Here is a 24,875-nt window from a genome sequence, read left to right as displayed (position 1 = left end):
TGGTGAGAGGGGGTTCGCCACGAGCCTGGCCCCGAGGCGTCCCGCCACCGGTCCAACGATCGGCGGGGCAACCCGCTGCGGGCCGACCACCGGAAGGGCCACCACGGAACACGAAAGGGGGGCGCCCCGCTTCCCGTCCGGACGGGAAGCGGGGCGCCCTCTTCGGTCGGCCGAGCCGGGCTTCAGTCGGTCGAGTCCAGCGCGCGGGCGAGCTGCGCCCGGTTACGGACGCCGAGACGGCGGTACAGGCGGGTCAGGTTGGCCTCCACCGCCTTGATCGACAGGAACATCGACCGGGCGATCTCCCGGTTGGTGGCCCCACCGCGGACCAGCTCCACGATCCGCCGTTCGGTCTCCGACAGGCCGGCACCCCGGCCGCCGTCGAGCCGCGCCAGTTCGGCCGACGCGACCCGCGCCCACGGTGCCGCGTCGGCCGCGGTGTACCGGCGGACCGCCTCCGCGAAGGCCGCCCGGGCCGCACCCCGGCGGTGCGCCCGCCGCTCCAGGCCACCGAGTGTGTGCCAGGCCCGGGCCACCTCGATCGGGTACGGGTGGTCGACCCACGTCGCTATCGCCGTCGAGAGCGTCTCGGCGGCCTCCCTCGGGTCGGCGCCGGCGGCCAGCACCGCCCCGGCACGGGCCAGGCCGAGCATCGCCACCCTCCGGTCGAGGAGATCGGCGCAGCGCCGGACCTCGGCGAGCACCTCCGCCGCCTCGGCGCGCGCGCCCGAGGCGATCAGGGACTCCACGAAGTCGGCGTGCCACGGCCACAGCGCCGGATCGATCCGGCCGAGACGCTGCTCGATCGCCCATGCCTGGCGCATCACCTCCGCCGCCGCGACCGGGTCGCCGCGCAGCACGTGCACCATGCCCTGCGTCGCGTACGCGATCTTCAGCCAGTCCTCGTCGCCGGCGTCCTGGATCGCCCGGACGGCCTGCTCGGCGTAGACCGCGGCCTGGTCGGCGGTGCCGCCGAACAGCTCACCCTGGGCACCGACCAGCAGGCCCGGCCCGGGGGTGGTCTCGACGTCGGCGTACAGCCGGGCGCAGTCGCGGCCGGCGGCAAGGGAGTCGGCGCACCGGCCGGCCCGCCAGTAGATCCCGGTGACCGAGATCAGCACGACCGCGAGGTCGCGCAGCATGCCGGAGCGCTCCACCGCCTCGCGCAGCGACTCAATCCGCCGAATCGCCTCCGCGGTGTCGCCGCGCACCAGCCGGCTCATCGCGGCCAACTGCCGGGCGGCGACCACCGGGCGGGACAGCGGCAGGTCGAGGGCCAGTTCACCGGCGCGCTCGAGGATCTCGTCGCTCTCCGGGCCGTCGACGAAGCTGCCCCGCCAGCCGAGCACCTCGACCAGGCAGTCGAAGTCGCCGGCCTGCTCGGCGGTCTCCTCGGCGCGCTTGAGCTCAGCCAGCGCCGCCTCGGTGTCGCGGTCGTAGTGGGCCTTCACCGCCCGGTAGAGCCGGACCCGGGCCAGCAGCCCGAGGTCGTCCGCCGCATCCTTGAACGCCGCGTCCAGCAACGGCGCCACGCCCGACTTGTCCTGGCCGGCGAGGTCGAACAGCAGCAGCCGCGCGCCGACCCGGGTACCGGGCTCGGCGCCCTCCCGCAGCGCCGCGGTCGCGTACCGGGTGGCGTCCGCCGGCGAACCGGCGTCGAACGCGTGCGTCGCGGCGAGCAGCCGCCGCGCCGCGGCGACGCCGGCCATCGAGGCGAGGGTACGTTCGGCGGCCAGCGCCGCGAGGTCGGCGGCGGTGGCCGGCGCACCCCGCAGCCGCGCCACGGTCGCGGCCTCGGCGAGCGTGGCGGCCAGCGACTCGTCCGGCTCGGGGCGGGCCTGGGCCAGGTGGCGGGCCCGCTCGACCCGGTCACTGACGGCCTCGGCGAGCAGTTCGTGCGCCCGGCGCCGCTCGGCCGGGCTGGCATCGGCGTACACCATCTCGCGCAGCAGCGGGTGGGTGAACGCGACCGCGTCGCCGTCGATCGAGATCACGCCCGCGCAGGCGACCTCGCCGAGTTCCCGGTCGATGTCGACGCCGCAGTGTTCCAGCAGGGACCGGGTCGGACGGGCGGTCGCCGCGGCGACCAGCAGCGCCGGCCGGGCGTACCCGGGCAGCGTGGCGATCCGGGCGGCGAGCAGCGCGCGCAGCCGGTCGGGTACCGGCAGCGGCGCGGTCGGCGAGTCCTCGTCGCGCTCGCGCAACGCCCGCCCCAGCTCCACGGCGAACAGCGGGTTGCCGCCACTGGCGCTGTAGACGCGGTGCAGCCGACTGCGCGGCACCGGCACACCCAGCCGGGCCCGCAGCAGGTCGGCCACGTCGGGCTCGGGCAGCGGCGGGACGGCCAGCTCCAGACAGCCGGGCGGGCACAGGTCCAGCGAGACCGGGGCGCCGCCGTCGGCCGCCCGCTCCGCGGCGAGGATGCGCACGGGCAGCGTGTCCAGGCGCCGGGTGACGAAGCGCAGCACTCCCGCGCTCGGCTGGTCGATCCACTGCACGTCGTCGAGGACCAGCAGGACCGGACGGTCGGCGGCGAGCGCGCGGACCAGTTCGAGCACGGCCAACCGGACGGCGAGTTGGTCGTGGGCGGTGTCCGGCAACGCGCTGCGCAGCAGGGCGCCATCCAGCGCCGCACGCAGGTGTTCCGGAAGCTCGGCGGCGTACTCGTCGAGTACCCCGTCGAACAGGTCGACCAGTGCGAGATAAGGCAGTTCTGCTTCGGCTTCGGCGGCGTTGGCACGCAGGACCAGCGCGGGGTCGGCATCCGCTGCGAGGGCCTGCAGGATGGTGGACTTGCCGATCCCCGCCGGCCCGTACAGCAGGATGCTGCCGCCGGCGGCGAGCCGGACACGGGCCTGCTCAAGGATCTCGCCGCGGCCGATGGGGGTGGACGGCCGGGTATTCACCACGGATGCGAGTCTGCCTCTCCCAGGGGTGGTCACGCGAGCCTCCCCGGCAGTTTGTTAGCGCAGCGCGACTGTCGGTACACGCGCATCCGCTCAGCCCTTGACCCGGCGGCCGACCTGCCAGACGCCGGTGATGTGCGCCGGCCGGGCGAGCACCCCGATGTCGGCCAGCGGATCGGCGTCGAGCACGAGCACGTCCGCGTCGTACCCCGCGGCGAGCAGCCCCGCGCGCGGGGCCTGCGGCCCGAGCGTCGCGGGCGCGGCCGCGGTCGCCGCCTCGATCGCTTCCAGCGGCGTGAACCCGGCCTCCACCAGCAGCGACAGCTCGCGCCCGTGCCGCCCCCAGGAGCCCGGCCCGCCGCCGCTGACCGCCAGGTCACTACCCGCGGCCACGGTGACGCCCGCCTGGCGGGCCAGCGCCACCGTGTCGGCGTGGCGTTCGGCGATCGCGGCGAGTTTGGCGAGCGCGAACGGCGGCGCCGCTCCACTGTCGACAATCTCCTGCACGATCGTGCGGGTCGGCACGAGGATCGCGCCGCACTCGCGCATCGCCACGGCCGCCTCCTCGTCGAGGTACGTGCCGTGCTCGATGGTGTGGACCCCGGCCTCGAGCGCCGCCATGATGCCCGGCTTGCCGTGGCAGTGCGCGGCGACGACCCGCTCGGCCATCCCGGCTACCTCGACGATCGCCGTCAGTTCCGCGACGGTGAACTGCTGGTGGATCGGGTGGTCCACTTCGGACAGTACGCCGCCGGAGGCGCAGACCTTGATCACCCTCGCGTTCCGGCGCAGTTGCTCGCGGGCCGCCCGGGCACACTCGGCCGGGCCGTCGGCCAACCGGAACTCGCTGAGTTCACCGACCCATGGCAGCGGGTACCCGTGCAGGTCGCCGTGGCCGCCGGTGGTCGACAGCACCGCGCCGGCGGCGTAGATGGTCGGCCCGTCCACGCTGCCCTCGGCCACCGCCCTGGCCAGGTGCACCCCCAGGCCACCGACCTCGCGCACGCTGGTGACCCCGGCGTCGAGCGCGGCGCGCAGGTCCGCCGTGGTCCGGGCCGCGCGCAGCGCCACCGGTACCTGCGGCACCAGCGACAGGTCGAGCGAGCGCAGACCCATCAGGTGCACATGACAGTCCCACAGACCGGGCATGACCGTGGCCGCACGGGTGACGGTGGCACCCGGCGTCGCGGGCGCCTGCGCCGCCGGACCGGCGTAGGAGATGACCGGCCCGTCGAACACGACGACGGCGTCGCGTACCGGCTCGCCCTGACCCGGCACCATCAGATCGGCTTCGATACGGTGCACGCGCTCACCCTACCGCGCAGTTATGTCCGGCTATCCGGGAGAAGTCACTCACATGAACGACTTCTCCCGGACCGGTGAACTTCTCCCCCGAACGGGGAGCGTCAGGCTCCGCGCAGGGTCGCGCCCACCCGCTCGGCGGCCACGGCCACCGCCGCGTCGCGCGCGGCGACCGCCTCCTCGACGGTGAGGGTACGGTCGGGCGCCCGGAACGTCAGCTTGTACGCCAGGCTCTTGCGCTCCGCGCCGACCTGCTCGCCGGTGTACACGTCGAACAGCCGCACGCCCTCCAGCAGGTCGCCCGCGCCGTCGACGAGCGCGGCCTCGACGGTGGCCGCGGGGACCGTCCGGTCCACCACGAGCGCGACGTCGATCAGCGCCGGCGGGAAGCCGGAGACCGGCGGGGCCTCCGTGACGCCGGGCAGCGGCAGCGCGTCCAGGTTGAGCTCCATGGCGGCGGTCCGCCGGGGCAGGTCCAGCGCGGCGCACACCTGCGGGTGCAGCTCACCGGCGTGCCCGACGACCACCCCACCGACCAGGATCTCGGCGCACCGGCCGGGGTGCCACGGCGCGTACCCGGCGGCCCGGACCTCGGGCGTGTGCCCGGCCGCGGCGACCACCGTCCGCGCCGCCTCGACGGCGTCCGACCAGTCACCGGCCCGGCCCGGCCCCCACCAGCCGGCCGGCTCGACCTCGCCGGTCACCACCGCGGCGACGTGCCACGGCTGGTCCGGCAGGAACGCGTTGACCCGGTCCAGCTCCTCGTCGGACGGGCGCCGGTCCACCCCGAGCCGCTCCGGCGTCCCCTGCGCCGAGGTCGGGTGGAACACCATGCCGATCTCGTACAGGGCGACGTCCCGGTGACCGCGGCCGAGGTTGCGCCGCAGCGTCGCCAGCAGCGGCGGCAGCAGCGTCGTCCGCAGCAGCGGCTCCTCCTCCGAGATCGGGTTACGCAGCCGCAGCGCCTGCCGGCGCGGGTCGTCGGCCGGGATGCCGAGCGCGTCGAGCGTCACCGTCCCGGTGAACGGGTAGTTGATCGTCTCGACGTAGCCGGCCTCGGCGAGCGCCCGGCCCACCGTGCGGCGGCGGCGCTGCGTCGCGGTCAGCCCCCGGCCGGGCGGGGCGAGCGGCAGTTCACTCGGCACCTTGTCGTACCCGTCGAGCCGGATCACCTCCTCGGCGAGGTCGGCCGGGTCGGTCAGATCGGGCCGCCAGGTCGGCGGGGTGACGGCCAGCCGGTCGCCGGCGCACTCGACCGCCGCGCCGATCTCGGTGAGCAGCTCGACCACCCGCGGTTGCGGGTAGTCCACGCCGGCCGTGCGGGCCGGCAGGTCGGCCGGCATGGTGATCGCGGCCGGCGGGGTCACCGCGTACACGTCGGTCACCCGGCTGTCGACGGTACCGCCGCCGTACTCGGCCATCAGCGCCGCTGCCCGCGCGAGCGCGACCGGGGTGAGCTGCGGGTCGGTGCCGCGCTCGAAGCGCTTGCTCGCCTCGCTGGGCAGCTTGTGCCGGCGGGCGGTCCGGGCGATCGTCACCGGGTCCCAGTGCGCGGCCTCGAACAGCAGGTCGGTGGTCTCCACCGACACCTCGGTGGTCGCGCCGCCCATCACGGCCGCCAGCGAGATCACCCCGGTGGCGTCGGCGATGACGAGGTCTTCAGGGTCGAGGGCCCGGTCGACGCCGTCCAACGTGGTCAGCCGCTCGCCGCGCCTGGCCCGCCGGATGACCAGCTCGCCGGAGATGCGCTCCAGGTCGAACGCGTGCATCGGCTGGCCCAGCTCGAGCATCAGGTAGTTGGTGATGTCGACCGGCAGCGAGATCGACCGGATGCCGGCGAGGGTGAGCCGGTGCTTCATCCACTCCGGACTCGGCGCGATCGGGTCGACCCCGCGCACCGCGACCGCGGTGAACCGGTCGCAGCCGGCCGGGTCCTCGACCTTGACCGGGTAGCCCGGCTCCTCACTCGTCACCGGCAGGACGGCGGCGGCCGGGTCGCGGTAGCCGACGCCGAGCGAGTGGGCCAGCTCCCGGGCCACGCCCCGGATCGACAGGCAGTACCCGCGGTCGGGGGTGATGTTCAGCTCCACCACGACCTCGTCGAGGCCGACGACCGGCCGGGCATCGGCACCCGGCGCGGCCTTCGTGTCCGGCGGCAGCACGATGATGCCGGAGTGGTCGTCGCCGGCGCCCAGCTCCCGGGCCGAGCAGATCATGCCGTTGGAGACGTGCCCGTACGTGGTGCGCGCGGCGATCGCGAACCCGCCCGGCAGCACCGCCCCGGGCAGCGCGACGACGACCAGGTCGCCCTCGACGAAGTTGCGGGCACCGCAGACGATCCCCTGGGGTTCGTCATTGCCGACGTCGACCAGGCAGTACCGGATCGGCTTCTTGAAGCCGGTCAGCTCCTCGATCGCGCGCACCCGGCCGACGACGAGGGGGCCGGTGACGTTCTCGCGCAGGTCGAAGATCTCCTCGACCTCCAGGCCGACCCGCACGAACGCCTTCTCCAGGCCGTCGACGTCGATGTCGGCGGGCAGGTCGACGTACTCGCGCAGCCACGAAAGGGGTACTCGCACCTTCAGACCTCCATTCCGAACGCAGCCGCGAACCGCACGTCGCCTTCCACCATGTCGCGCATGTCGGCCGCGCCGTGGCGGAACTGCAGCGCCCGCTCGATGCCGATGCCGAACGCGAACCCGGAGTACTCGTCCGGGTCGATACCGCAGGCGACCAGCACCCTGGGGTTGACCATGCCGCAGCCGCCCCACTCGACCCACCGGGGCCCGTCGCGGTGCTGCGGGAACCACACGTCGAACTCCGCCGACGGCTCGGTGAACGGGAAGTACGACGGCCGCCACCGGGTCCGCACGTCGTCGCCGAGCATCGTCTTCGCGAAGTGGTCGATGGTGCCCTTGAGGTGGGCCATCGTGATGCCCTTGTCCACGACCAGGCCCTCGACCTGGTGGAAGACCGGGGTGTGGGTGGCGTCGAGCTCGTCGGTGCGGTACACCCGGCCCGGGCACGCGATGTAGATCGGCGGCCTGCGGGTGAGCATCGTGCGCGCCTGCACCGGCGAGGTGTGGGTGCGCAGGACGAGACCGGACTCGGCGTCGGCGTCCCGGTTCGCCACCCCGGCGGCAGCGATGTAGAACGTGTCCATCATCGAACGCGCCGGATGGTCGGGCGCGATATTGAGGGCGTCGAAGTTGTACCAGTCCAGCTCGACCTCGGGACCCTCGGCGATCTCGTACCCCATACCGACGAACAGGTCGCTGATCCGCTCCATCACCGTGGTCAGCGGGTGCCGGGCGCCGCGCGGGCGGCGCGCGGTGGGCAGCGTGACGTCGACGGTCTCCTCGATGAGGACCCGGCGCTCCCGGTCGGCCAGCAGTTCGGCGTGCCGGGCCTCGAACGCCGCCGAGATGGCGGTGCGGGCCGCGTTGACCCGCTTGCCGGCGTCGGACTTGGCGTGCGGGGGCAGCGCGCCGATCTCGCGGCGGGCCAGCGACACCGGTGCCCGGTCCCCGAGGTGCTGGTGCTTGACCGCGGCCAGCGCGTCGAGGTCACCGGCCTCGGCGAAGGCCTTCTCGGCGCCGGCCACGGCGTCGTCGAGGGCCGACTGGTCGAGCAGCGCGACCTGCTTCGGGTCGTACGGATCGTTTCGATAGCTCATGACGCCACCTCGCTTCGCTCGGTGCGGTCATGACCCGAATCGCTGAGCTTCTTGGTTCGCTCGCTCACAGAAGGGCTCTCTTCCCCTGGAAACAACCGGACAGAGTCTAGGGCGCGCGGCTTCGCCGCAGCCCGCCGGTGTTCGCGAAGAGAGCGTGGAGCAGCGTGAAGGTCAGCTCCGACGCCCGCCGACACCGGCGGGCTGGCTAAACAACTGCCTCATCGGGATGTCCCCTCCATGCGCTGCGCTCTGGCGCAAGAGTACAGGCAGACGGCCGCGGCGGCAGCCAGGTTGAGGCTCTCCGCGCGACCGTGGATCGGTACCTTCACCCGGGCGTCTGCGGCCTCGGCGAGCTCGCGCGGCAGCCCATGCGCCTCGGAGCCGAACATCCAGGCGGTCGGGGCGTCCATCGGGACGTGGTCGAGGTCGGCCGCGCCGTAGGCGTCGGCGGCGTACACGGTCAGGCCGGCGGCGCGGAGCTGGGCGACGACGGCGAAGGGATCGCCGGCGCGGACCACGTCGAGGTGGAACAGGCTGCCGGCCGAGGCGCGTACGCACTTGCCGTTGTACGGGTCGACCGTGTCCCCGGCGAAGACCACGGCGCCCGCACCGGCCGCGTCGGCGGTGCGCAGGACCGTGCCGGCGTTGCCGGGGTCGCGGATGTCGGCCAGGACGGCGACCAGCCGGGGCTGGCGCGACAGTGCCTCCGCGAGGGGTACGTCGACGAACCGGCAGGCGGCCACGAGCCCCTGCGGCGCGACGGTCTCGGCCAGCGCGGCGAGGGCGTCGTCGGTGACCGGTGAGACCCGGGCGCCGGCCTGCTCGGCCCGCACCACCAGATCCGCGTACCGGTCGGCGGCGACGAGGGTGGTGAACAGCTCCACCACGGCCCCCTCGGCGAGCGCCTCCCGTACCGCCTGCGGCCCCTCGGCGAGGAACCGGCCGGTCTCGGTGCGCTCCCGGCGCCGCTGCAGCCGCCGGGCAGCAACGACCCGGGGCGTGCGCGTGGTGAACGGCTCGACCCCGGGTCGTGTTTGCATGATCGATCAGGCGGCGGCGACGGCCTTGCGCGCCACCTCGACGAGGCCGGCGAACGCCTTGTCGTCGGTCACTGCCAGGTCGGCCAGGATCTTGCGGTCGACGTCGATGCCGGCGAGCCGCAGGCCCTGGATCAGGCGGTTGTACGTCATGCCGTTCGCGCGGGCGGCGGCGTTGATCCGGGTGATCCACAGCTGGCGGAAGTCACCCTTGCGGTCGCGCCGGTCACGGTAGGCGTACTGCATCGAGTGCAGCATCTGCTCCTTGGCCTTGCGGTACAGCCGCGAACGCTGGCCACGGTAACCGCTGGCGGACTCAAGGACGGTACGGCGCTTCTTCTGGGCATTCACAGCCCGCTTGACGCGTGCCACGGTTCGTACTCCTCATCAAGGACCGGCCCGGTGGGCGGGCCGGTCAAAGTGGTTCTCGTCAGTTGGTGGCGCGCCTCATTAGAGGCCGAGCAGCTTCTTTACCCGCTTGGTCTCGACGTGGTCGAGCTCGACGTTGCCCGTCATGCGGCGGGTGACCTTGGAGGACTTGCCCTCCAGAAGGTGGCGCTTGCCGGCCGGCTCACGGAGGACCTTGCCCTTGCCCGTGATCTTGACCCGCTTGGCCATGCCGGCGTGGCGCTTCATCTTCGGCATTGAAACTGCTTCTCCCCTACTGTTCGCCCGCACCGCGGTCTGCGGTGGCCGCGGCGTTGACCGTCTGTGCGGCCGGAGCTGGTGCCCCGCCACCCGTCGCCTCCCGGTGCGTCGCCTTCGCGTTCGCGGCGGCGGTCTTCGCCTCCGCCGACGCGGTCGCCTTCGCTTCGGAGGCGGCGACCTTGGCGTCGGACGCGGCCACCTTGGTCGCGCGGTGCGGCGCCAGCACCATGATCATATTACGGCCGTCCTGCTTCGGACTGGCCTCGACAAACCCGAGCTCCGCGACCTCTTCGGAGAGCCTGCGCAGGAGCCGGAACCCCAGCTCGGGCCGGCTCTGCTCGCGACCGCGGAACATGATCGTCACCTTGACCTTGTCGCCCGCCTTGAGGAACCGCACGACGTGACCTTTCTTGGTCTCGTAGTCGTGCGCGTCGATCTTGGGGCGAAGCTTCATCTCCTTGATGACGGTCTGCTGCTGGTTGCGTCGAGCCTCGCGCGCCTTGAGTGCACTCTCGTACTTGAACTTGCCGAAGTCCATGAGCTTGCACACGGGCGGGCGGGCCATCGGCGCGACTTCGACCAGGTCCAGATCGACGTCCGCGGCCAGCTGAAGGGCACGCTCCAGCGGGACGATACCCACTTGCTCACCCTCTGGGCCGACCAGCCGGACCTCACGTGCCCGGATCTGCTCGTTGACGCGTGGCTCGGTGCTGATGGGGCCTCCTAAAGTCTGTGTCTTCACTTTTGCCGGGCACGGTGTCCGGCAAAGTCGACCGGAAAGCAGAAGGCCCCGGCGCATGCCAGGGCCCGCTCGACCGGTCACCGCGCATGACAACGCGTCACCGGGCGCCAAAATTCCAGCGCCGGCTGACCGGACCCGGCTGCCTCGTGGCTGCCCGGGTGGGAGCGGGACGCTCCGCTTTGAACACCGTGCGTAATTGATTGCTTGCGCGAATCAGCGGCACGATGGGTCGACTAGGCAAGACTACCAGGAGGCTCCGGAGTCCGCTAATCGCGACGGCGCGGGTGACGCGCCGTTTCCGTCCCGGCCCGGCAACCGGCCGGTCAGCCCGCTCAGGCGCGGGCCGGGCGGTCAGACCGGCCGGCCCGCGTCCGGGGTCAGGCGCCCTCGTGGGGTGCGGCCGGCGCCGCGGACCGGTGCGAATCCAGCAGGGAACGCAGCGTCCGCACCGCCTCCACCGCATACTCCTTGTCGGCGGACTGCACCGCGAGCACGCTCACCATGTCGTCGTCGTCGAGCTCGACGCTCGCCCAGGGAGCACCCCGGGAGAAGCGCACCGCCCGGATGTTCTCCCACGGCAGGTCGTACCCGCCCAGCACGTTGCGCACGTGCAGCCCGCGGTCGTCCGCGGTGACCCGGGGCCGGGTGAACAGCAGGACGGCCAGCGCGGCCAGTACTCCCAAGCCGATCATCGCGGCCTGGTCACCGCGCTGGAACGAGCCCGGCGCACCGTCGCCGAGCGGACCGTGCATCCCGAACGAGATGGCGGTAAAAATGATCAAGATCGCCGCGGCCGACACCCAGCAGACCACGCGGAGTCGACGCGGACGGAAACTCACCGACTGGCTCACTGGCTCCCCCACTCGTTCACGACCACCGAGTCTGCCACGCCGCGCCGACCGTCCCGACGACTGCCGTCGCTCCGCCGCCCCACCACCCCGGGTGGTCACAGACGGCAGGCGTGGATTCCGGTCACCAGGATGGCCCGGGCGCCCAGGTCGTACAGCTCGTCCATGATCCGGTGCACCTCGGCGCGCAGGACCATGGCCTGAACCGCCACCCAGCCCTCCCGGTGCAGCGGCGAGATCGTCGGCGACTCGATGCCGGGGGTCAGCGCCGACGCCCGCTCCAGCAGATCGGCCCGCACGTCGTAGGCGAGCATCACGTACCGGCGGGCGACCAGGACGCCCTGCAGGCGCCGCAGCAACTGGTTGACCTGCGGCGCCGGCTCACCGGCGGCACGGCGGCGGATGAGGATCGCCGACGACTCCAGCAGCGGCTTGCCCACCGGTTCGAGCCCCGCCTGGCGCAGCGTCGCCCCGGTGGAGACCACATCGGCGATCACGTCGGCCACCCCGAGCCGGATCGCGTTCTCGACCGCTCCATCCAGCCGGACGACCTCCGCGTCGAGCGCGTGCTCGGTCAGGTACCGGGCGACCACACCCGGGTACGCGGTCGCGATCCGCCGGCCGGCGAGGTCCGCCGGCGCGGTGAGCGTGCCCGGCCGGGCGGCGAACCGGAACGTCGCGCCACCGAAACCGAGGTCGAGCACCTCGTCGGCACCGGTACCGGCGTCGATGAGCAGGTCCCGGCCGGTGATGCCGAGGTCGAGGTCGCCCGAGGCGACGTAGGTGGCGATGTCGCGTGGGCGCAGGTAGAAGAACTCGACGTCGTTGTCGGGGTCGGTGCAGACCAGGTCACGGCTGTCGGTGCGCTGGCGGTAGCCCGCCTCGCGCAGCATGTCCGTGGCCGGACCGGACAGGGTGCCCTTGTTGGGGACGGCGATGCGTAGCACTGGCGGAGAACTCCTCGCGGAACGTTGGACGTGGGGACACCGGACCGGGTGTCACAGATGTCGGTACACGTCCTCGAGTTCCAGGCCGGTCGCGAGCATCAGCACCTGCACCTGGTACAGCAGCTGGGAGATCTCCTCGGCGGTGCGCTCGCGCCCCTCATGCTCGGCGGCCATCCACGCCTCGGCCGCCTCCTCGACGACCTTCTTGCCGATGGCGTGCACCCCGCGGTCGAGGGCGGCCACGGTGCCGGAGCCAGGGGTCCGCGCCGCGGCCTTGCCCCGCAGTTCCTCGAACAGGTCGTCGAACGTCTTCACGGGCCTTGAGTCTGCCAGGGCCGCCCGCCACCGGACACACCGGTTCCACGTACCGGGCGCACATCACGACTCCACGTGACCGGACTCACGTACCGGCGGGTACGGGCGCTCCCGCGTCGAGACCTACCGGCCACCGCACCGACCCGGCGTCAGGACCGGTCCGCCGACCCGCCGGTCGGCTCCAGGATCGCCACCGGGATCTGGCGCTCGGTGCCCTTCTGGTACTCCTCGTACGGCGGGAAGATGCGCGCCATCTCCGGCCACAGGCGCGCCCGCTCCTCCGGCGTGGCCGTCCTGGCGCGGGCGTCGAACTTCTCACCGAGGACCTGCACCCGCACGTTCGGATCGGCGGTGAGGTTGCGGTACCAGTCCGGATGCTCGGGATGGCCACCCTTCGACGCCACGACCACGTACCGGTCCCCGTCGCGTCCGTAGATCAGGGCGTTGCGCCGGGCCTTACCGCTGCGGCGTCCCCGCGTCGTCAGCAGCAGGGTGTGGACCCCGGGCCGCCACTCGTGGCCGTCCCGGCCGTCGGTGGCGACGTACCGCTGGATGTGATCGGCCTGCCAGCTCTCGGTGGGGTCGATCGGGTGGTCGAAGTCAGTCATCTCCGGTCCGCTCCATGATGATGATCGCCAAGGTTCCAGCCTGGCACCGACGGGAGCGCGGCGCCACCCCAGGACGGATGCGGCGCCCCTTTCAGGGCGGACACGGTTCCGGGCGGACACGGCGCACCTTTCAGGGCGGACATGGTTCCGGGCGGACACGGCGCACCTCAGGGCCGACACGTGGCGCCACGGACCCGCCGGGCGGTACAACCGGAAGATGCCCGGCTCGGTGCACGCGACGGTCAAGCGGGAGCTGCTGGTACGCCTGCTGGACGCGGCCGCGCCGGCGCTGGCGCACGGCGGATTCAGCTACGCGGAGGGGTACCCCGGCGCGGCCGGCGACCGGGAGCCGTCGGCGGTCGCCGCGCTGCGGGTGTTCGGCGAGTTCGCCGACCGGCTACGCGGGCCGCTCTCGGTCGTACTCGTGGGCGCCGACGCCGACCGGCTGGACGCGGTGCGGCAGCGGCTCGCGCGGGTACGCGCGCAGGCGGGCCTGCCGGCGACGGTACGGGTGGACGTCGTGCCCGGCCACTGCGACGCGCAGCTCGTCCCGGCGCTGGAGCGGGCCGGCGCGTTCGGCGCCCCGATCCTGGCGTACCTGGACGTCGCCGGTACGGGCCTGGGCGTCGCCGGTGCCACCCCGCCCGGTCACCGCACCCTGGCGCGGCTCGCCGCCGGTCGGCACGCCGACCTGCTCCTCGCGCTCGACCCGGCCGCGCTGACCGCGCCGCTCGACGCCCCGCTCGACGCCCCGGCCGGCGAGCACCTGTTCGGCCCGTCGGGCTGGCGCGCCGCCGCCGACCTGCCGCCCGCCGACCGGTACCCGTACCTGGTCACCTGCTACCGGCAGACCCTGGCGCGGGCCGGACTGCCCGAGGTCTGCCACGTCGAGCTGGTCGACGACGACGGGCACGCGCAGCTGCTGCTGTTCGCCACCGGCTCGGCCAAGAGCCTCGACCGGTTCAAGGACGAGCTGTGGGCGGTCGACGAGTTCGCCGGCGTCCGGTACCGGGATCCCCGCGACCACGAGCACGAGCTGCTGGACATCTCGTTCGAACCGCATCCGGGACCGCTGCGCCGCGCGCTGCTCGACCGGGTCGAGGCGTCCGGCGGGTGCCCGGCCGGTGAGCTGCGCGACCACGCCCGCGCCGAGACGGTCTACCGCGCCTCGGACGCCTTCCGGGCGCTGACCACCCTGCTGGCCGCAGGCCGGCTGGGCCGGGAACCGAAGCGGGGCAGGCTGACCGCGAAAACGGTCATCCTGCCCCGCCCGTGAATCCTCCGGTCCGGTGCGCCGCGCCCCGGCTCAGGCCCGGTGCACCCGGCGCAGCGTGAGTACCGCGTCGAGCGCGGCGATCGTGGCGTACCACCCCTTGTCCTCGGTGGAGTCGGCGAAGCCGGCGCGGTCACGGGCCTGCTCGTAGTTGTCCACGGTGAGCACGCCGTGCGCCACCGGGGTCGACTCGTCCAGCGCGACCCGGGTCAGCCCGTCGGTCACCGCCTGGCACACGACGTCGAAGTGGGCGGTGTCGCCGCGGATGACCACGCCGAGCGCGACGACGGCGTCGTAGCGGCGGGCGAGGGCCTGCGCGATGATCGGCAGCTCGACCGAGCCGGCCACCCGGGCGACCGTGACGTGCTCCACGCCGCACGCCTTCGCCGCCTCCGTCGCGCGGTCGAGCATCCGCATGGTGAGGTCCTCATGCCAGCGACTGACGGCGATGCCGAGAGTCAGTCCCGCCGCGTCCACGACCTCGAGGTCCGGAGTTCCGTTGCCCGCCATGCGCTATGCCAGCCCTTCCGCCGTGATCTGGTCCAGTTCCTCGAGCAGGTGTCCCATGCGGTCGCGCTTGGTGCGCAGGTACCGCACGTTCTCCGGGTGCGGGCGCACGGGGAGACCCACCCGACCGAGGACTTTCAGACCATACCCTTCCAGACCCGCCCTTTTAGCCGGATTGTTCGTCAACAGCCGCATACTACGGACCCCGAGGTCAACGAGGATCTGCGCGCCGGTGCCGTAGTCACGGGCGTCCGCCGGTAGCCCCAGCTCCAGGTTCGCGTCCACCGTGTCCCGGCCCTGGTCCTGCAGCTCGTACGCCCGCAACTTGTGCAGCAGGCCGATGCCCCGCCCCTCATGGCCGCGCATGTACAGCACCACCCCGCGCCCCTCCGCGGCGACCCGTCGCATGGCCGCCTCCAGCTGAGGACCGCAGTCGCAGCGCAGCGAGCCGAACACGTCGCCGGTCAGGCACTCCGAGTGCACCCGTACCAGCACGTCCTCGCCGTCGCCAAGGTCGCCGTACACGAGCACGACGTGCTCGGCGTCGTCGATCTCCGACCGGTAGCCGACCGCCCGGAACAGGCCGGCCTCGGTGGGCAGGCGCGTCTCGACCACCCGCTCCACCTGCGTACCGGTCCGCCGCCGGTAGGCGATCAGGTCCGCGATCGAGATCAACGTCAGGTCGTGCTCCTTGGCGAACCGCTCCAGCTCCGGCAGCCGCATCATGGTGCCGTCGTCGTTGACCAGCTCGCACAGCACCCCGGCCGGCCGCAGCCCGGCCAGCTCGGCCAGGTCGATCGCGGCCTCGGTGTGACCCGGCCGGCGCAGCACCCCGCCCTTGCGGGCGCGCAGCGGTACGACGTGTCCGGGGCGGGCCAGGTCGGCCGGCGTGGTCGCCGGATCGGCGAGCAGCCGGATCGTGCGTGCCCGGTCGGCCGCCGAGATGCCGGTGCTGATCCCCTCCCGGGCGTCGACGGTCACCGTGTACGCGGTGCCGCGCCGGTCCTGGTTGGTGTGGAACATCGGCGGCAGGTCCAGCCGGTCGGCGTCGCCTTGCGTCAGCGGGGCGCAGATGAAGCCCGACGTGTACCGCACGGTGAACGCCAGCAGCTCCGGGGTGGCCAGCTCGGCCGCGAAGATCAGGTCGCCCTCGTTCTCCCGGTCCTCGTCGTCCACGACGATCACCGGCCGGCCGGCGGCGATGTCCGCGATCGCCCGCTCGATGTCTTCGAACCCGTTCATGCCCTGCCCTCCTGGCATCCGCTGCGGTGCTCGCAAGCGACGGCGCTGGGTCGCTGCGCGGCGTCAGACGCGCCGAGCCGGAATCGTCGACGCTCCTCGCTCATGCGGCGACCTCCGCGTAGCTCGGTGTCTGTTCGGTGCGCCGGTGCAGTGCGCGGGAGGCGCGCAGCCAGGAGACGAAACCCCAGGCACAGAAGAGCCCGTACACGCCGTACATGGCCGCCGACGGGTAGAACCGGCTCTGCAGCAGCAGCGGTACGCCCACCGCGTCGACGGCTATCCAGACAAGCCAGAACTCCACCCAGCCCCGCGCCATTCCGTACGTGGCGAGCAGGCTGCCGACCAGGATCCAGGCGTCCGGCAGCGGCCCCCACGACCCCAGCGCCGCCAGGACCGGGTAGGCCACCGCCAGCCCGACCAGCACCGCGGCGAGCAGCAGGACGCGCTCCCGGCCGGTGGCCCAGCGCGGCACCACCGCACCGGCGTCGGGGGTGGTGCCCAGCCTGCGGTTACGCGACCAGCGCCACCAGCCGTACACGCTCACGGCGAAGAAGAACACCTGGCGCCCGGCCTGCCCGTACAGGTCGACGGCCTGCGGCGTGGTGAACACCCCGCCGAGGAAGACGGTGAACAGCAGGGCGTTGCCGAGCATGCCGATCGGCCAGGCCCACACCAGCCGGCGCATGCCGAGCAGCGCGGACGCCAGGCCGAAGACGTTTCCGACGATCTCACGCCAGAGGACGGCCGAGCCGCCGATGTGCACCTCGGCGTCGAGCAGCCAGCGCACCGCCCCCATCACGCGTCGCCGTCCCGGCGGGCGACCAGCTTCTCCACGTACTTGGCGACCACGTCGACCTCCAGGTTGACCGGGTCACCGACGCCCTTGTGCCCCAGGGTGGTGAGCTTGAGGGTGGTCGGGATCAGACCGACCTCGAAGAAGTCCGGGCCGACCGCCGCGACGGTGAGCGACACCCCGTCCACGGTGATGGAGCCCTTCTCCACCACGTACCGTTCGAGCCGGTCCGGAAGGCTGAAGCGCACCGTCTCCCAGTCCGCGCCGGGCTCCCGGTGCACGATCGTGGCGACGCCGTCGACGTGCCCCTGGACGAGGTGGCCGCCCAGCCGGGTGGCCAGGGTCGCGGCGCGCTCCAGATTGACCGGGTCGCCGGGCGCCAGCGCCGCGAGCGACGTCCGGTCGACGGTCTCCTTCATGACGTCGGCGGTGAAGACCCCGCCGTCGACCTCGACGACGGTCAGGCAGACGCCGTTGACCGCGATCGAGTCACCGTGCCGGGCGTCGGCGGCGACGACCTCGCCACGTACGGTCAGCCGGGTCCGGGCGGCGTCCCAGCCGACGACGGTGCCGAGTTCCTCAATGATGCCGGTGAACATGCCGGCCGCCTCCTTCGCGCGCAGCAGGCGCGCCGGCGGCGGGCAGGGCACGAGCAGGAGAGAGACGGGTGGCCGCGAAAACGCGCGCGGCACCCGACGGCCGATCATGACGGCCGACTCCCGCGCGCTGCCTCCCATCCGGACTTTCACCGTCGGCTCCGGAATCACACCGGATCCACCGGTCACTGGATGTGACCGGGTAGCGGGCTGCCGGCCTCGCAGAAGGCCGGGTCACCGCCGGTTCGGACTTTCACCGAGCCCCGCCAGCGCGTGGTGGGTACCCTGCGAGTCTTGCACACCAGTGCCGTAAGCGACCCTGGGTGAGCGACGCACGTCACACCGCCACACCCGGGGGCCGACCCCGCCGGAGGTCGAGGTGCGGCGACCTCAGACGCGCCGGCGGTCCATCGCCACGTACGAGCCGTCGTGGCCCTTCGCGACGCTCTTCATCTCGGTGGCGATCTCGATGATCTCGCGCGGGCTGGCGTCGCGGCGGTTGGTCGACACCGCCACCCCGATCGACAGCGTGACCAGGTTGGCCCGCGTCACCTCACCGTTGCGCTTGACCACCTCGGCGTACCCCCGGTCGCGGTCGACCGGGTCGTAGAGCGCGTCGGCCGCCGCCTCGAAGTCAACGACCGCCCGCTCGGTCACCGGATACACCTGCTCGGGGGTGCACACCAGGATGAAGTCATCGCCGCCGATGTGGCCCAGGAACACCGGCGGCAGGCCCACCTCGACGACGGCGCGGTGCAGCGACCGGGCGAGTGCGCAGATGAACTCGTCACCGCGGGCGAAGCCGTACACGTCGTTGACGCTCTTGAACCGGTCGATGTCGATGTGGCAGACCGCGTAGTCGGTGCCGCCGTTGACCCGGTCGGCGATCTCGCGCAGGATGCGCGTGTTGCCCGGCAGCCCGGTCAGCGGGGAGATCTCCCGAGCCTCCTGGTTGCGCCGCAGGGTGGCCTGCACCCGCGCCACCAGTTCCATCGTGTCGAACGGCTTGACCAGGTAGTCGTCGGCGCCGGCGGTCAGGCCCAGGACCTTGTCGGCGGTCAGTCCGCGCGCGGTCAACATGATCACCGGCATCGCCGTGGTCAGCGGGTTGGTGCGCAGCCGCTTGGTCAGCTCCAGCCCGTCGATCCTGGGCATCATCCAGTCGACGATGGCCAGCGCCGGCTGGTGACGCTCGATCAGTTCCAGCGCCTCCTCGCCGTCGTGCGCCAGGAGCACCCGGTACCCCTCGAGCTTGAGGTTGACCTCGACGAAGCGCGCGATGTCCAGGTCGTCGTCCACGACGACCACCAGGTCGGACTCGTCCTGCCCGGTCAGGTCGGTACCGACCGCGACCCCCTCGACGCTCACGGCGACCTCCTCGTCTGGCGTCGCCTTACGGTCTACCCGGTCTACGCCGTGCGGTCTACCCCACCGACGGCATCCGCCGCCCGCTGCCGCAGCCGGCGGACCGCCTCGGCCGGGTCCTGCGCCCCGTACACGGCGGTACCGGCCACAAAGGCGTCCGCACCGGCCTCGGCGGCCGCCGCGATGGTGTCGTCGGCGATCCCGCCATCGACCTCGATGCGCAGCTCGAGGTGGCCGCCCGCCACGTGCCGCCGCGCGGTGCGCACCTTGTCGAGCATCTCCGGAAGGAACCGCTGGCCGCCGAAGCCGGCCTTGATCGTCATGATCAGGAGCGTGTCGACGTGCGGCAACAGCTCCAGGTAGGGCTCCACCGGCGTGTCCCGGTCGATCGCCAGCCCGGCCTTGCTGCCGGCCGCGCGCAGGTTCCTCGCCAGCCCCACCGGGTCCGCCACGGCTTCGACGTGGAAGGTCACGTTGTACGCGCCGGCCTCGGCGTAACCGAGCGCCCACCGGTCCGGGTCCTCGATCATCAGGTGGCAGTCGAACGGGATCGTCGTCGCCTTGCGCAGGCTCTCCACCACCGGCAGGCCGATCGTCAGGTTCGGCACGAAGTGGTTGTCCATCACATCGACGTGCAGCCAGTCGGCGGCGCCTTCGACGGCGCGCGCCTCGTCGGCGAGGTGCGCGAAGTCCGCGGCGAGGATGCTGGGAGCGACGACGAGCGACGAATCGGCCACGTGATCAGTGTACGGAGGGGCACTCCGGCCGTCCGCCGCCGCCCACGATCGTGGCGGCTCTTCCGCGCCCAGCCCCGGACGAGGCCCCCACGATCACGAGGAGGTTCCGCGGCGCAGCACCGCCAGGAACATCGCGTCGGTACCGTGCCGGTGCGGCCACAGCTGCACGCTCGGGCCGCCGCCGAGCGCGGGCAGGCCGGCCGGCAGCAGCGGCCGGACATCGAGCAGATCCACCGGGTACTCCGCGCGCCGGCACGCCTCGGTGACGCCGACCTCGGTCTCCACCAGGTGGGGTGAGCACGTCACGTACGCCACGACACCGCCCGACCGGACCGCGCGCAGCCCGGCGGCGAGCAGCTCGCGCTGCAACCGGGTGAGCGGGGGCAGGTCCGACGGCTGCCGGCGCCAGCGCGACTCCGGCCGCCGCCGCAGCGAACCCAGGCCGGTGCACGGCGCGTCCACCAGTACCCGGTCGAAGCCCTGCTCGGGCAGCTCCTCGATGGCGCCGACGTCACGGCCGTCGGCGGTCACCACGTCCACCGGCAGGTTGCGGGTGGCGCCCGCGACGAGCTCGGCCCGGTGCGGGGTCACCTCGACGGCGGTCAGGTGCAGCCCCCGCTCGGCGGCGATCGCGCCGAGCAGCCCCGACTTGCCGCCCGGACCGGCGCACAGGTCCAGCCAGCGCCGCTCCGGACCGGCCACGGTCGCGTTGGCCAGCGCCGCGGCGACGAGCTGGCTGCCCTCGTCCTGTACGTGCGCCCGCCCCTCGCGGATCGCCGGGATGTCGCCGGGCGCCCCGCCGGGCAGGTAGACCGCGTACGGCGAGTACCGGCCCGGCTCGCCGCCGACCTCGTCGGCCAGCTCGGCCGCGGTCATCAGCCCCGGCCGGGCCGCCAGGTGGACCGGCGGGGCCTCGTTGTCGGCGGCGAGGGCACGGGCGAGTTCGCCTCCGTCACCCGCGCGCAGCGAGTCCGAGAACGACCGGACGATCCACTCCGGATGGGCGTGGGCGAGCGCGAGCCGGCGGACCGGGTCGTCGGTGCCCTCGGTCAGCCGCTCGATCCAGCCGTCCCAGTCCCGCTCGGAGATCCGCCGCAGGACGGCGTTGGCGAAGCCGATGGCGCCGGGGGCGACCGCGCGGACCAGGTCGACGGTCGTACTCGCGGCCGCGTGCGCGGCGACCCTGGTCCGCAGCAGCTGGTAGGCGCCCAGCCGCAGCGCGTCGCGGACCGGCGGGTCGATGCGCGCCACGTCCCGGTCGGCCGCGTTGGCGATGATCGCGTCGAGCGTGCCGGTCAGCCGCAGCGTGCCGTACGTCAGCTCGGTGGCGAAGGCCGCGTCCCGCCCGTGCAGCCGCGCCTGGTGCAGCATCCGGGGCAGGACCAGGTTGGCGTACGCGTCGTCGCGGTGCACCGCCGCCACGGCCTCGTAGGCGGCGCGCCGGGCCGGATCCGCCGGCGGCCGACCCCTGCCCTGCTGGCCCCGGCGGTCCTGCTGGCCCCGACGGTCCCGGTCCGACCGCTGTCCCCGGCGCTCCCGCTCCGGCGGGCCCTGCCGGCCCTGCCGGGCCGGCCTCCCGGCCTCACTCATGATGGGGCGCCGCCCTCCCCCACGCGCTCGCCGGCGGCGGGGCGGACCCCGCGTGCCCAGGCGTCCGCCGGCATCGCCTTCTTGCCCGCCGCGCGCACCTCGCCCAGCGCGACCGGGTCGGTGGCCGTACCCGCGAGCACCCGCCCGCGCTCCACGAGCAGCTCCCCGGGCGCCAGCGCCGGCCCGCCCGGGACGACCGTCACGGGTGCGAGCTTGACCCGCTCCCCGCGGAACGTGGTCCAGGCACCGGGGTTGGGGGTGCAGCCACGGATGCGGCGGTCGACCGCGAACGCCGGATCGGTCCACCGCACGGCGGCGTCCTCGACGGTCACCTTCGGCGCGAGCGTAACCCCCTCGTGCGGCTGCGGTACCGCCTCCAGGGTCCCCGCCTCGATCCCGTCGAGCACGCCGACCAGCAGCCCGGCGCCCGCGACCGCCAACCGGTCGAGCAGGTCGCCGGCGGTGTCGGACGGCTTGATCGCCTCGGTGAGGGTGCCGTACACCGGGCCGGTGTCCAGTCCCTCCTCGAGCTGGAAGACGCTGGCGCCGGTCAGCTCGTCGCCGTGCATCATGGCGTACTGCACCGGGGCCGCGCCGCGCCACGCCGGCAGCAGCGAGAAGTGCAGGTTGACCCAGCCGTACCGGGGGATCTCCAGCGCGGCCGGCGGCACCAGGGCGCCGTAGGCGACCACGGGCACGCAGTCCGGTGCGATCTCCCGCAGCCGGTCGAGGAATTCGGGTTCACGTGGCCGCTGCGGGGTCAGCACCTCGATCCCCCGCTCGTCGGCCCAGGCACCGACGGGTGAGCGCACCAGCCGCCGGCCGCGCCCGGCCGGCGCGTCGGGCCGGGTGACCACGGCGACGAGGTCGTGATGGGATGCGGCGATGGCGTCGAGCGCGGGCAGCGCGACGGCGGGCGTTCCGGCGAAGACAAGTCGCATGGCTAGCCGAAGATACCCCGGGAGCCGTGCGGGCTCACCTTGATCTGGGGCGGCTTGGTCGGGTCGTACCAGTCCGCCGACCGGATGGCCCGCAGCGCCTCCTTGCGCGCGGCCCGGTCGAGCCGGTCGACGAACAGCACGCCGTCGAGGTGGTCGGTCTCGTGCTGGATGCAGCGCGACATCAGGCCGGTGCCCACGATCTGCATCGGGTCGCCGTACACGTTGAAGCCCTTGGCGACCACGTTCTGCCGGCGCTTGGTGTCGAAGTACAGCCCCGGAATGGACAGGCAGCCCTCCGGGCCGTCCTGCTCCTCGGAGTCGGGGAAGTCCAGCACCGGGTTGACCATGTACCCGAGTACGTCGTCGACGTCGAAGGTGAACACCCGCAGGCCCACCCCGATCTGCGGTGCCGCGAGCCCGGCCCCGCTCTGCTCGCGCATCGTCTCGGTCAGGTCCTCGACGAGCTGGCGAAGCTCCTTGTCGAAATCAACCACCGGCTCGGCCGGAGTACGCAACACCGGGTCGCCGAACAGGCGGATCGGCTGCACGGTCACCCGGGCACGCTCCCTCCACGCTGGTCAAGAATCTATGAGTCTACGGGTACCACGGACCCGGCTCTTCCACGCCTTCTCCCCTCACCCGCCGCGCGGCTCCGCCCCGCCCCTCCCGTGATCCGCGAAGAGTTCAGGGGCACCCCCGCAACGTGTCCGTGATCACGGGAAGGATCAGAGCAGTTCCAGCGGGTCGATCTGGACGCGTACCGGGTCGCGCGCCTTCTTCGCGCTGCGCACCCCGGCCGCGGCGTGCAGGGCGGCGGCCAGTGACCGGCCGGCCGACCGGGACACCCGTACCAGCATCCGCTCCTGGTCGGGGTCGGCGGCCGGTACCGGCCCGAGCAGCTCGGCCTCCGCCGGCAGCTCGGCCACCGCGAGCAGGTCCGCGACGGCGTCGGGGGTACCGGTGACCGAGGCGAACCGGACCGCGGGCGGGAACCGCAGCTCCCGGCGCTCGGCGAGTTCCCGGGCGGCGAGCCCGGCCGGGTCCCACCGCACCAGTGCCTGCACCGTAGGGACACCGGCGTCGGCGGCGACCACGACCTTGCCACCCCGGTGCGCGGGTCGCGCCAGCGCGGCGGCGGCGAACCAGCGCCGCAGCGTCTCCTCGCCCGCCCGCAGGTCGGCGCGGGTCAGCAGCGCCCAGGTGTCCAACAGCAGGACGGCACCGTAGCCGTCGGCCGCGACCGGCTCCGCCCCGGGCGTGGAGACCACGAGCGCGGGCTGGGCGGGCACACCGGCCAGGATGCCGTCCCGGCCGCTGGTACGCACCGGCACGCCCGGGAACGCCCGGCCCATCTCCTCGGCGGTACGCCGGGCGCCGACCACGGACGCGCGCAGCCGGCGGCCGCCGCACGCCGGGCAGGCGTACGCCGCGGCGACCTTGCCGCACCAGCGGCAGCCCGGCGCGCCACTGGCCTCCCGCAGCGCGAGCGGGCCGGCGCAGGACGGGCAGCGCGCCGGGGTGTGGCACTCGGCGCAGGCCACCGACGGCAGGTAGCCGCGCCGGGGGACCTGTACCAGGACCGGGGCGCCGGCGGCGAGGGCGTCCCGGGCGGCCCGCCAGGCGATGCTGGGCAGCCGGGCGGAGACCGCGGCCGGGTCCCGGTCGCGCTGGACGTCGTCGCCGACCGGCTGCACGTGCGGCGCGGCGTGGCGCACCGTCTCGCGCGGTGCGGCGATCTCCCTGGCCCAGCCGGTCTCGACCAGCAGCTGCGTCTCGGCGCTGCGGGCGTACCCGCCGACCAGTGCGGCGCAGTCAGCGAGCTGGGCGCGGGTGAGCAGTACCTCGCGGGCGTGCGGGTACGGCGCGCGCGGCTCGGCGTGCAGGTCGTCACCGTCGTCCCAGATGGCGACCAGGCCGAGCGGCTCGACCGGGGCGAACGCGGCCGCCCGGGTACCGGCGACGACGCGGACCCGGCCCCGGCTGGCGGCCAGGAACCGCAGGTACCGCTCCTCCGGCCCGACCGCGGCCGACAGCGCGACGTGCCGGCCCGGCCCGAGCGCGCGGGTGAGGGCGGCGTCGAGCCGGTCGAGGTCGCGGGCGTCGGCGACGACGAGCACGGCGCCCCGTCCGGCGGCGTCCGCGGCGGCGGCGGCTTCGGCGAGCCGGGCCGGCCACTCCTCACCCGGCAGCGCGCTCCACACCGCCCGCGCGGGCCGGCCGTCGCCGACGGCGCGCAGGAACGCGGCGCCCGCCGGGTACACAGACCAGCCGCCGGGCTCGGCGGCCGGCGGCGGCGCGGCGTCCACCGGCGGGTCCACCCGACCTTCGGCCCTGGCGTGCCGCGGCGGTACCGCGAGGCGCAGCACGTCGGCGAGGGTGCCGCCGTACCGGTCGGCCACCGCGCGGGCGAGCCGGACGATCTCGGGGTGGACGACGGGCTCGGGTGAGACGACCCGTTCCAGGAAGGCGAGTCGGCCGCCGTGCGCGGAGTCCTCGACCCGCTCCAGGAGGTACCCGTCGACGAGCTGGCCGGCGAAGCGGACCCGCACCCGGGTACCCGGCACGGCCTGCCCGTCGAGCGTGGCCGGCACCAGGTAGTCGAACGGGCGGTCGAGGTGGGCCAGCGGCACGTCGACGCAGACCCGGGCCACCGGCAACGACCCGGCCGGTTCGGGGCGTGCCCGGGGAGCCCGCCGGGCCGGCGCCTTCACCGGCGCGCGGGTCTGGGGCGCGGCCTCACTCACTGCTCAGTCTTAGCAGACCGGGCGCCGTACACAGCGATCATGGCCACCTGACGGGCCG

Annotated in this window: 23 protein-coding genes and 1 riboswitch; of the genes, 1 reads left to right on the top strand and 22 read right to left on the bottom strand. The window is 73.6% G+C overall.

Going from position 1 to position 24,875, the window contains the following annotated elements:
• Positions 1-182: 182 nt before the first annotated feature.
• The 12 genes from ACNTMW_RS18960 to ACNTMW_RS18905 form a co-directional block, all read right to left on the bottom strand.
• Positions 183-2,909: an AAA family ATPase gene (locus ACNTMW_RS18960; RefSeq protein ID WP_426634987.1), complete on the bottom strand. Its 2,727-nt coding sequence runs from the start codon at positions 2,907-2,909 to the stop codon at positions 183-185.
• A 90-nt stretch (positions 2,910-2,999) separates the two neighbouring features.
• Positions 3,000-4,187: a metal-dependent hydrolase family protein gene (locus tag ACNTMW_RS18955; protein WP_426635015.1), complete on the bottom strand. Its 1,188-nt coding sequence runs from the start codon at positions 4,185-4,187 to the stop codon at positions 3,000-3,002.
• Positions 4,188-4,312: 125 nt separating this feature from the next.
• Entirely contained in the window at positions 4,313-6,787 is a 2,475-nt protein-coding gene (gene pheT / locus ACNTMW_RS18950; RefSeq protein ID WP_426634986.1) for a phenylalanine--tRNA ligase subunit beta, read from the bottom strand.
• A gap of 2 nt (positions 6,788-6,789) precedes the next feature.
• The gene (gene pheS, locus ACNTMW_RS18945) at positions 6,790-7,884 is read right to left on the bottom strand and encodes a phenylalanine--tRNA ligase subunit alpha (protein WP_426634985.1); all 1,095 of its coding nucleotides are present in this window, start codon (positions 7,882-7,884) and stop codon (positions 6,790-6,792) included.
• Positions 7,885-8,102: 218 nt separating this feature from the next.
• Positions 8,103-8,924 (bottom strand): TrmH family RNA methyltransferase, encoded by an 822-nt coding sequence (locus ACNTMW_RS18940; protein WP_426634984.1) that lies wholly within the window; start codon positions 8,922-8,924, stop codon positions 8,103-8,105.
• 6 nt (positions 8,925-8,930) lie between these two features.
• Positions 8,931-9,293: a 50S ribosomal protein L20 gene (gene rplT / locus ACNTMW_RS18935; protein ID WP_426634983.1), complete on the bottom strand. Its 363-nt coding sequence runs from the start codon at positions 9,291-9,293 to the stop codon at positions 8,931-8,933.
• A 78-nt stretch (positions 9,294-9,371) separates the two neighbouring features.
• Positions 9,372-9,566, bottom strand: coding sequence for a 50S ribosomal protein L35 (gene rpmI / locus ACNTMW_RS18930; protein WP_426634982.1), 195 nt, complete (start codon positions 9,564-9,566; stop codon positions 9,372-9,374).
• Positions 9,567-9,582: 16 nt separating this feature from the next.
• Positions 9,583-10,284, bottom strand: a complete 702-nt coding sequence (infC, locus tag ACNTMW_RS18925; RefSeq protein ID WP_426635014.1) for a translation initiation factor IF-3 — start codon at positions 10,282-10,284, stop codon at positions 9,583-9,585.
• 404 nt (positions 10,285-10,688) lie between these two features.
• On the bottom strand, positions 10,689-11,150 hold the full coding sequence (locus ACNTMW_RS18920; protein WP_426634981.1) for a PH domain-containing protein: 462 nt from the start codon (positions 11,148-11,150) through the stop codon (positions 10,689-10,691).
• Between the two features lie 107 nt (positions 11,151-11,257).
• A complete protein-coding gene (gene hisG / locus ACNTMW_RS18915; RefSeq protein WP_426634980.1) occupies positions 11,258-12,106 on the bottom strand; it encodes an ATP phosphoribosyltransferase in 849 nt (282 codons plus the stop codon).
• 51 nt (positions 12,107-12,157) lie between these two features.
• Positions 12,158-12,421 carry a phosphoribosyl-ATP diphosphatase gene (locus ACNTMW_RS18910; protein ID WP_426634979.1) on the bottom strand — a complete coding sequence of 88 codons (264 nt, stop codon included), beginning with the start codon at positions 12,419-12,421 and terminating at the stop codon, positions 12,158-12,160.
• Positions 12,422-12,570: 149 nt separating this feature from the next.
• Positions 12,571-13,029: a nitroreductase family deazaflavin-dependent oxidoreductase gene (locus ACNTMW_RS18905; RefSeq protein WP_426634978.1), complete on the bottom strand. Its 459-nt coding sequence runs from the start codon at positions 13,027-13,029 to the stop codon at positions 12,571-12,573.
• Positions 13,030-13,246: 217 nt separating this feature from the next.
• Here ACNTMW_RS18905 and ACNTMW_RS18900 point away from each other — a divergent pair, with 217 nt between their 5' ends.
• Complete coding sequence (locus ACNTMW_RS18900) at positions 13,247-14,305, top strand: class I SAM-dependent methyltransferase (protein WP_426634977.1); 1,059 nt, start codon at positions 13,247-13,249, stop codon at positions 14,303-14,305.
• Positions 14,306-14,335: 30 nt separating this feature from the next.
• On the opposite strand, the gene ribH is transcribed toward ACNTMW_RS18900, so the two are convergent.
• The 10 genes from ribH to ACNTMW_RS18850 form a co-directional block, all read right to left on the bottom strand.
• Positions 14,336-14,812, bottom strand: a complete 477-nt coding sequence (gene ribH / locus ACNTMW_RS18895) for a 6,7-dimethyl-8-ribityllumazine synthase (RefSeq protein WP_426634976.1) — start codon at positions 14,810-14,812, stop codon at positions 14,336-14,338.
• A gap of 3 nt (positions 14,813-14,815) precedes the next feature.
• Positions 14,816-16,051, bottom strand: a complete 1,236-nt coding sequence (locus ACNTMW_RS18890) for a bifunctional 3,4-dihydroxy-2-butanone-4-phosphate synthase/GTP cyclohydrolase II (protein WP_426634975.1) — start codon at positions 16,049-16,051, stop codon at positions 14,816-14,818.
• 100 nt (positions 16,052-16,151) lie between these two features.
• Positions 16,152-16,847 carry a nicotinamide riboside transporter PnuC gene (gene pnuC / locus ACNTMW_RS18885; RefSeq protein WP_426635013.1) on the bottom strand — a complete coding sequence of 232 codons (696 nt, stop codon included), beginning with the start codon at positions 16,845-16,847 and terminating at the stop codon, positions 16,152-16,154.
• On the bottom strand, positions 16,847-17,443 hold the full coding sequence (locus ACNTMW_RS18880; RefSeq protein WP_426635012.1) for a riboflavin synthase: 597 nt from the start codon (positions 17,441-17,443) through the stop codon (positions 16,847-16,849). The genes pnuC and ACNTMW_RS18880 overlap by 1 nt, the downstream gene beginning before the upstream one ends.
• 122 nt (positions 17,444-17,565) lie before the next feature.
• A riboswitch (FMN riboswitch) is annotated at positions 17,566-17,715 on the bottom strand.
• 115 nt (positions 17,716-17,830) lie between these two features.
• Positions 17,831-18,808, bottom strand: coding sequence for a GGDEF domain-containing response regulator (locus tag ACNTMW_RS18875; RefSeq protein WP_426634974.1), 978 nt, complete (start codon positions 18,806-18,808; stop codon positions 17,831-17,833).
• A gap of 41 nt (positions 18,809-18,849) precedes the next feature.
• A complete protein-coding gene (gene rpe, locus ACNTMW_RS18870; protein WP_426634973.1) occupies positions 18,850-19,542 on the bottom strand; it encodes a ribulose-phosphate 3-epimerase in 693 nt (230 codons plus the stop codon).
• Between the two features lie 93 nt (positions 19,543-19,635).
• The gene (locus ACNTMW_RS18865; RefSeq protein WP_426634972.1) at positions 19,636-21,132 is read right to left on the bottom strand and encodes an RsmB/NOP family class I SAM-dependent RNA methyltransferase; all 1,497 of its coding nucleotides are present in this window, start codon (positions 21,130-21,132) and stop codon (positions 19,636-19,638) included.
• A complete protein-coding gene (fmt, locus tag ACNTMW_RS18860) occupies positions 21,129-22,073 on the bottom strand; it encodes a methionyl-tRNA formyltransferase (RefSeq protein WP_426634971.1) in 945 nt (314 codons plus the stop codon). The genes ACNTMW_RS18865 and fmt overlap by 4 nt, the downstream gene beginning before the upstream one ends.
• A 2-nt stretch (positions 22,074-22,075) precedes the next feature.
• The gene (gene def / locus ACNTMW_RS18855; RefSeq protein WP_426634970.1) at positions 22,076-22,627 is read right to left on the bottom strand and encodes a peptide deformylase; all 552 of its coding nucleotides are present in this window, start codon (positions 22,625-22,627) and stop codon (positions 22,076-22,078) included.
• A 171-nt stretch (positions 22,628-22,798) separates the two neighbouring features.
• Positions 22,799-24,724: a primosomal protein N' gene (locus ACNTMW_RS18850; RefSeq protein ID WP_426635011.1), complete on the bottom strand. Its 1,926-nt coding sequence runs from the start codon at positions 24,722-24,724 to the stop codon at positions 22,799-22,801.
• Positions 24,725-24,875: the final 151 nt, after the last annotated feature.

The sequence above is a fragment of the Planosporangium spinosum genome (genome assembly GCF_049999945.1).
Classification (GTDB): Bacteria; Actinomycetota; Actinomycetes; order Mycobacteriales; family Micromonosporaceae; genus Planosporangium; species Planosporangium spinosum.
The sequence above is the reverse complement of the archived record's forward strand: the minus strand, read 5'-3'. Positions and strand labels throughout refer to the sequence as shown.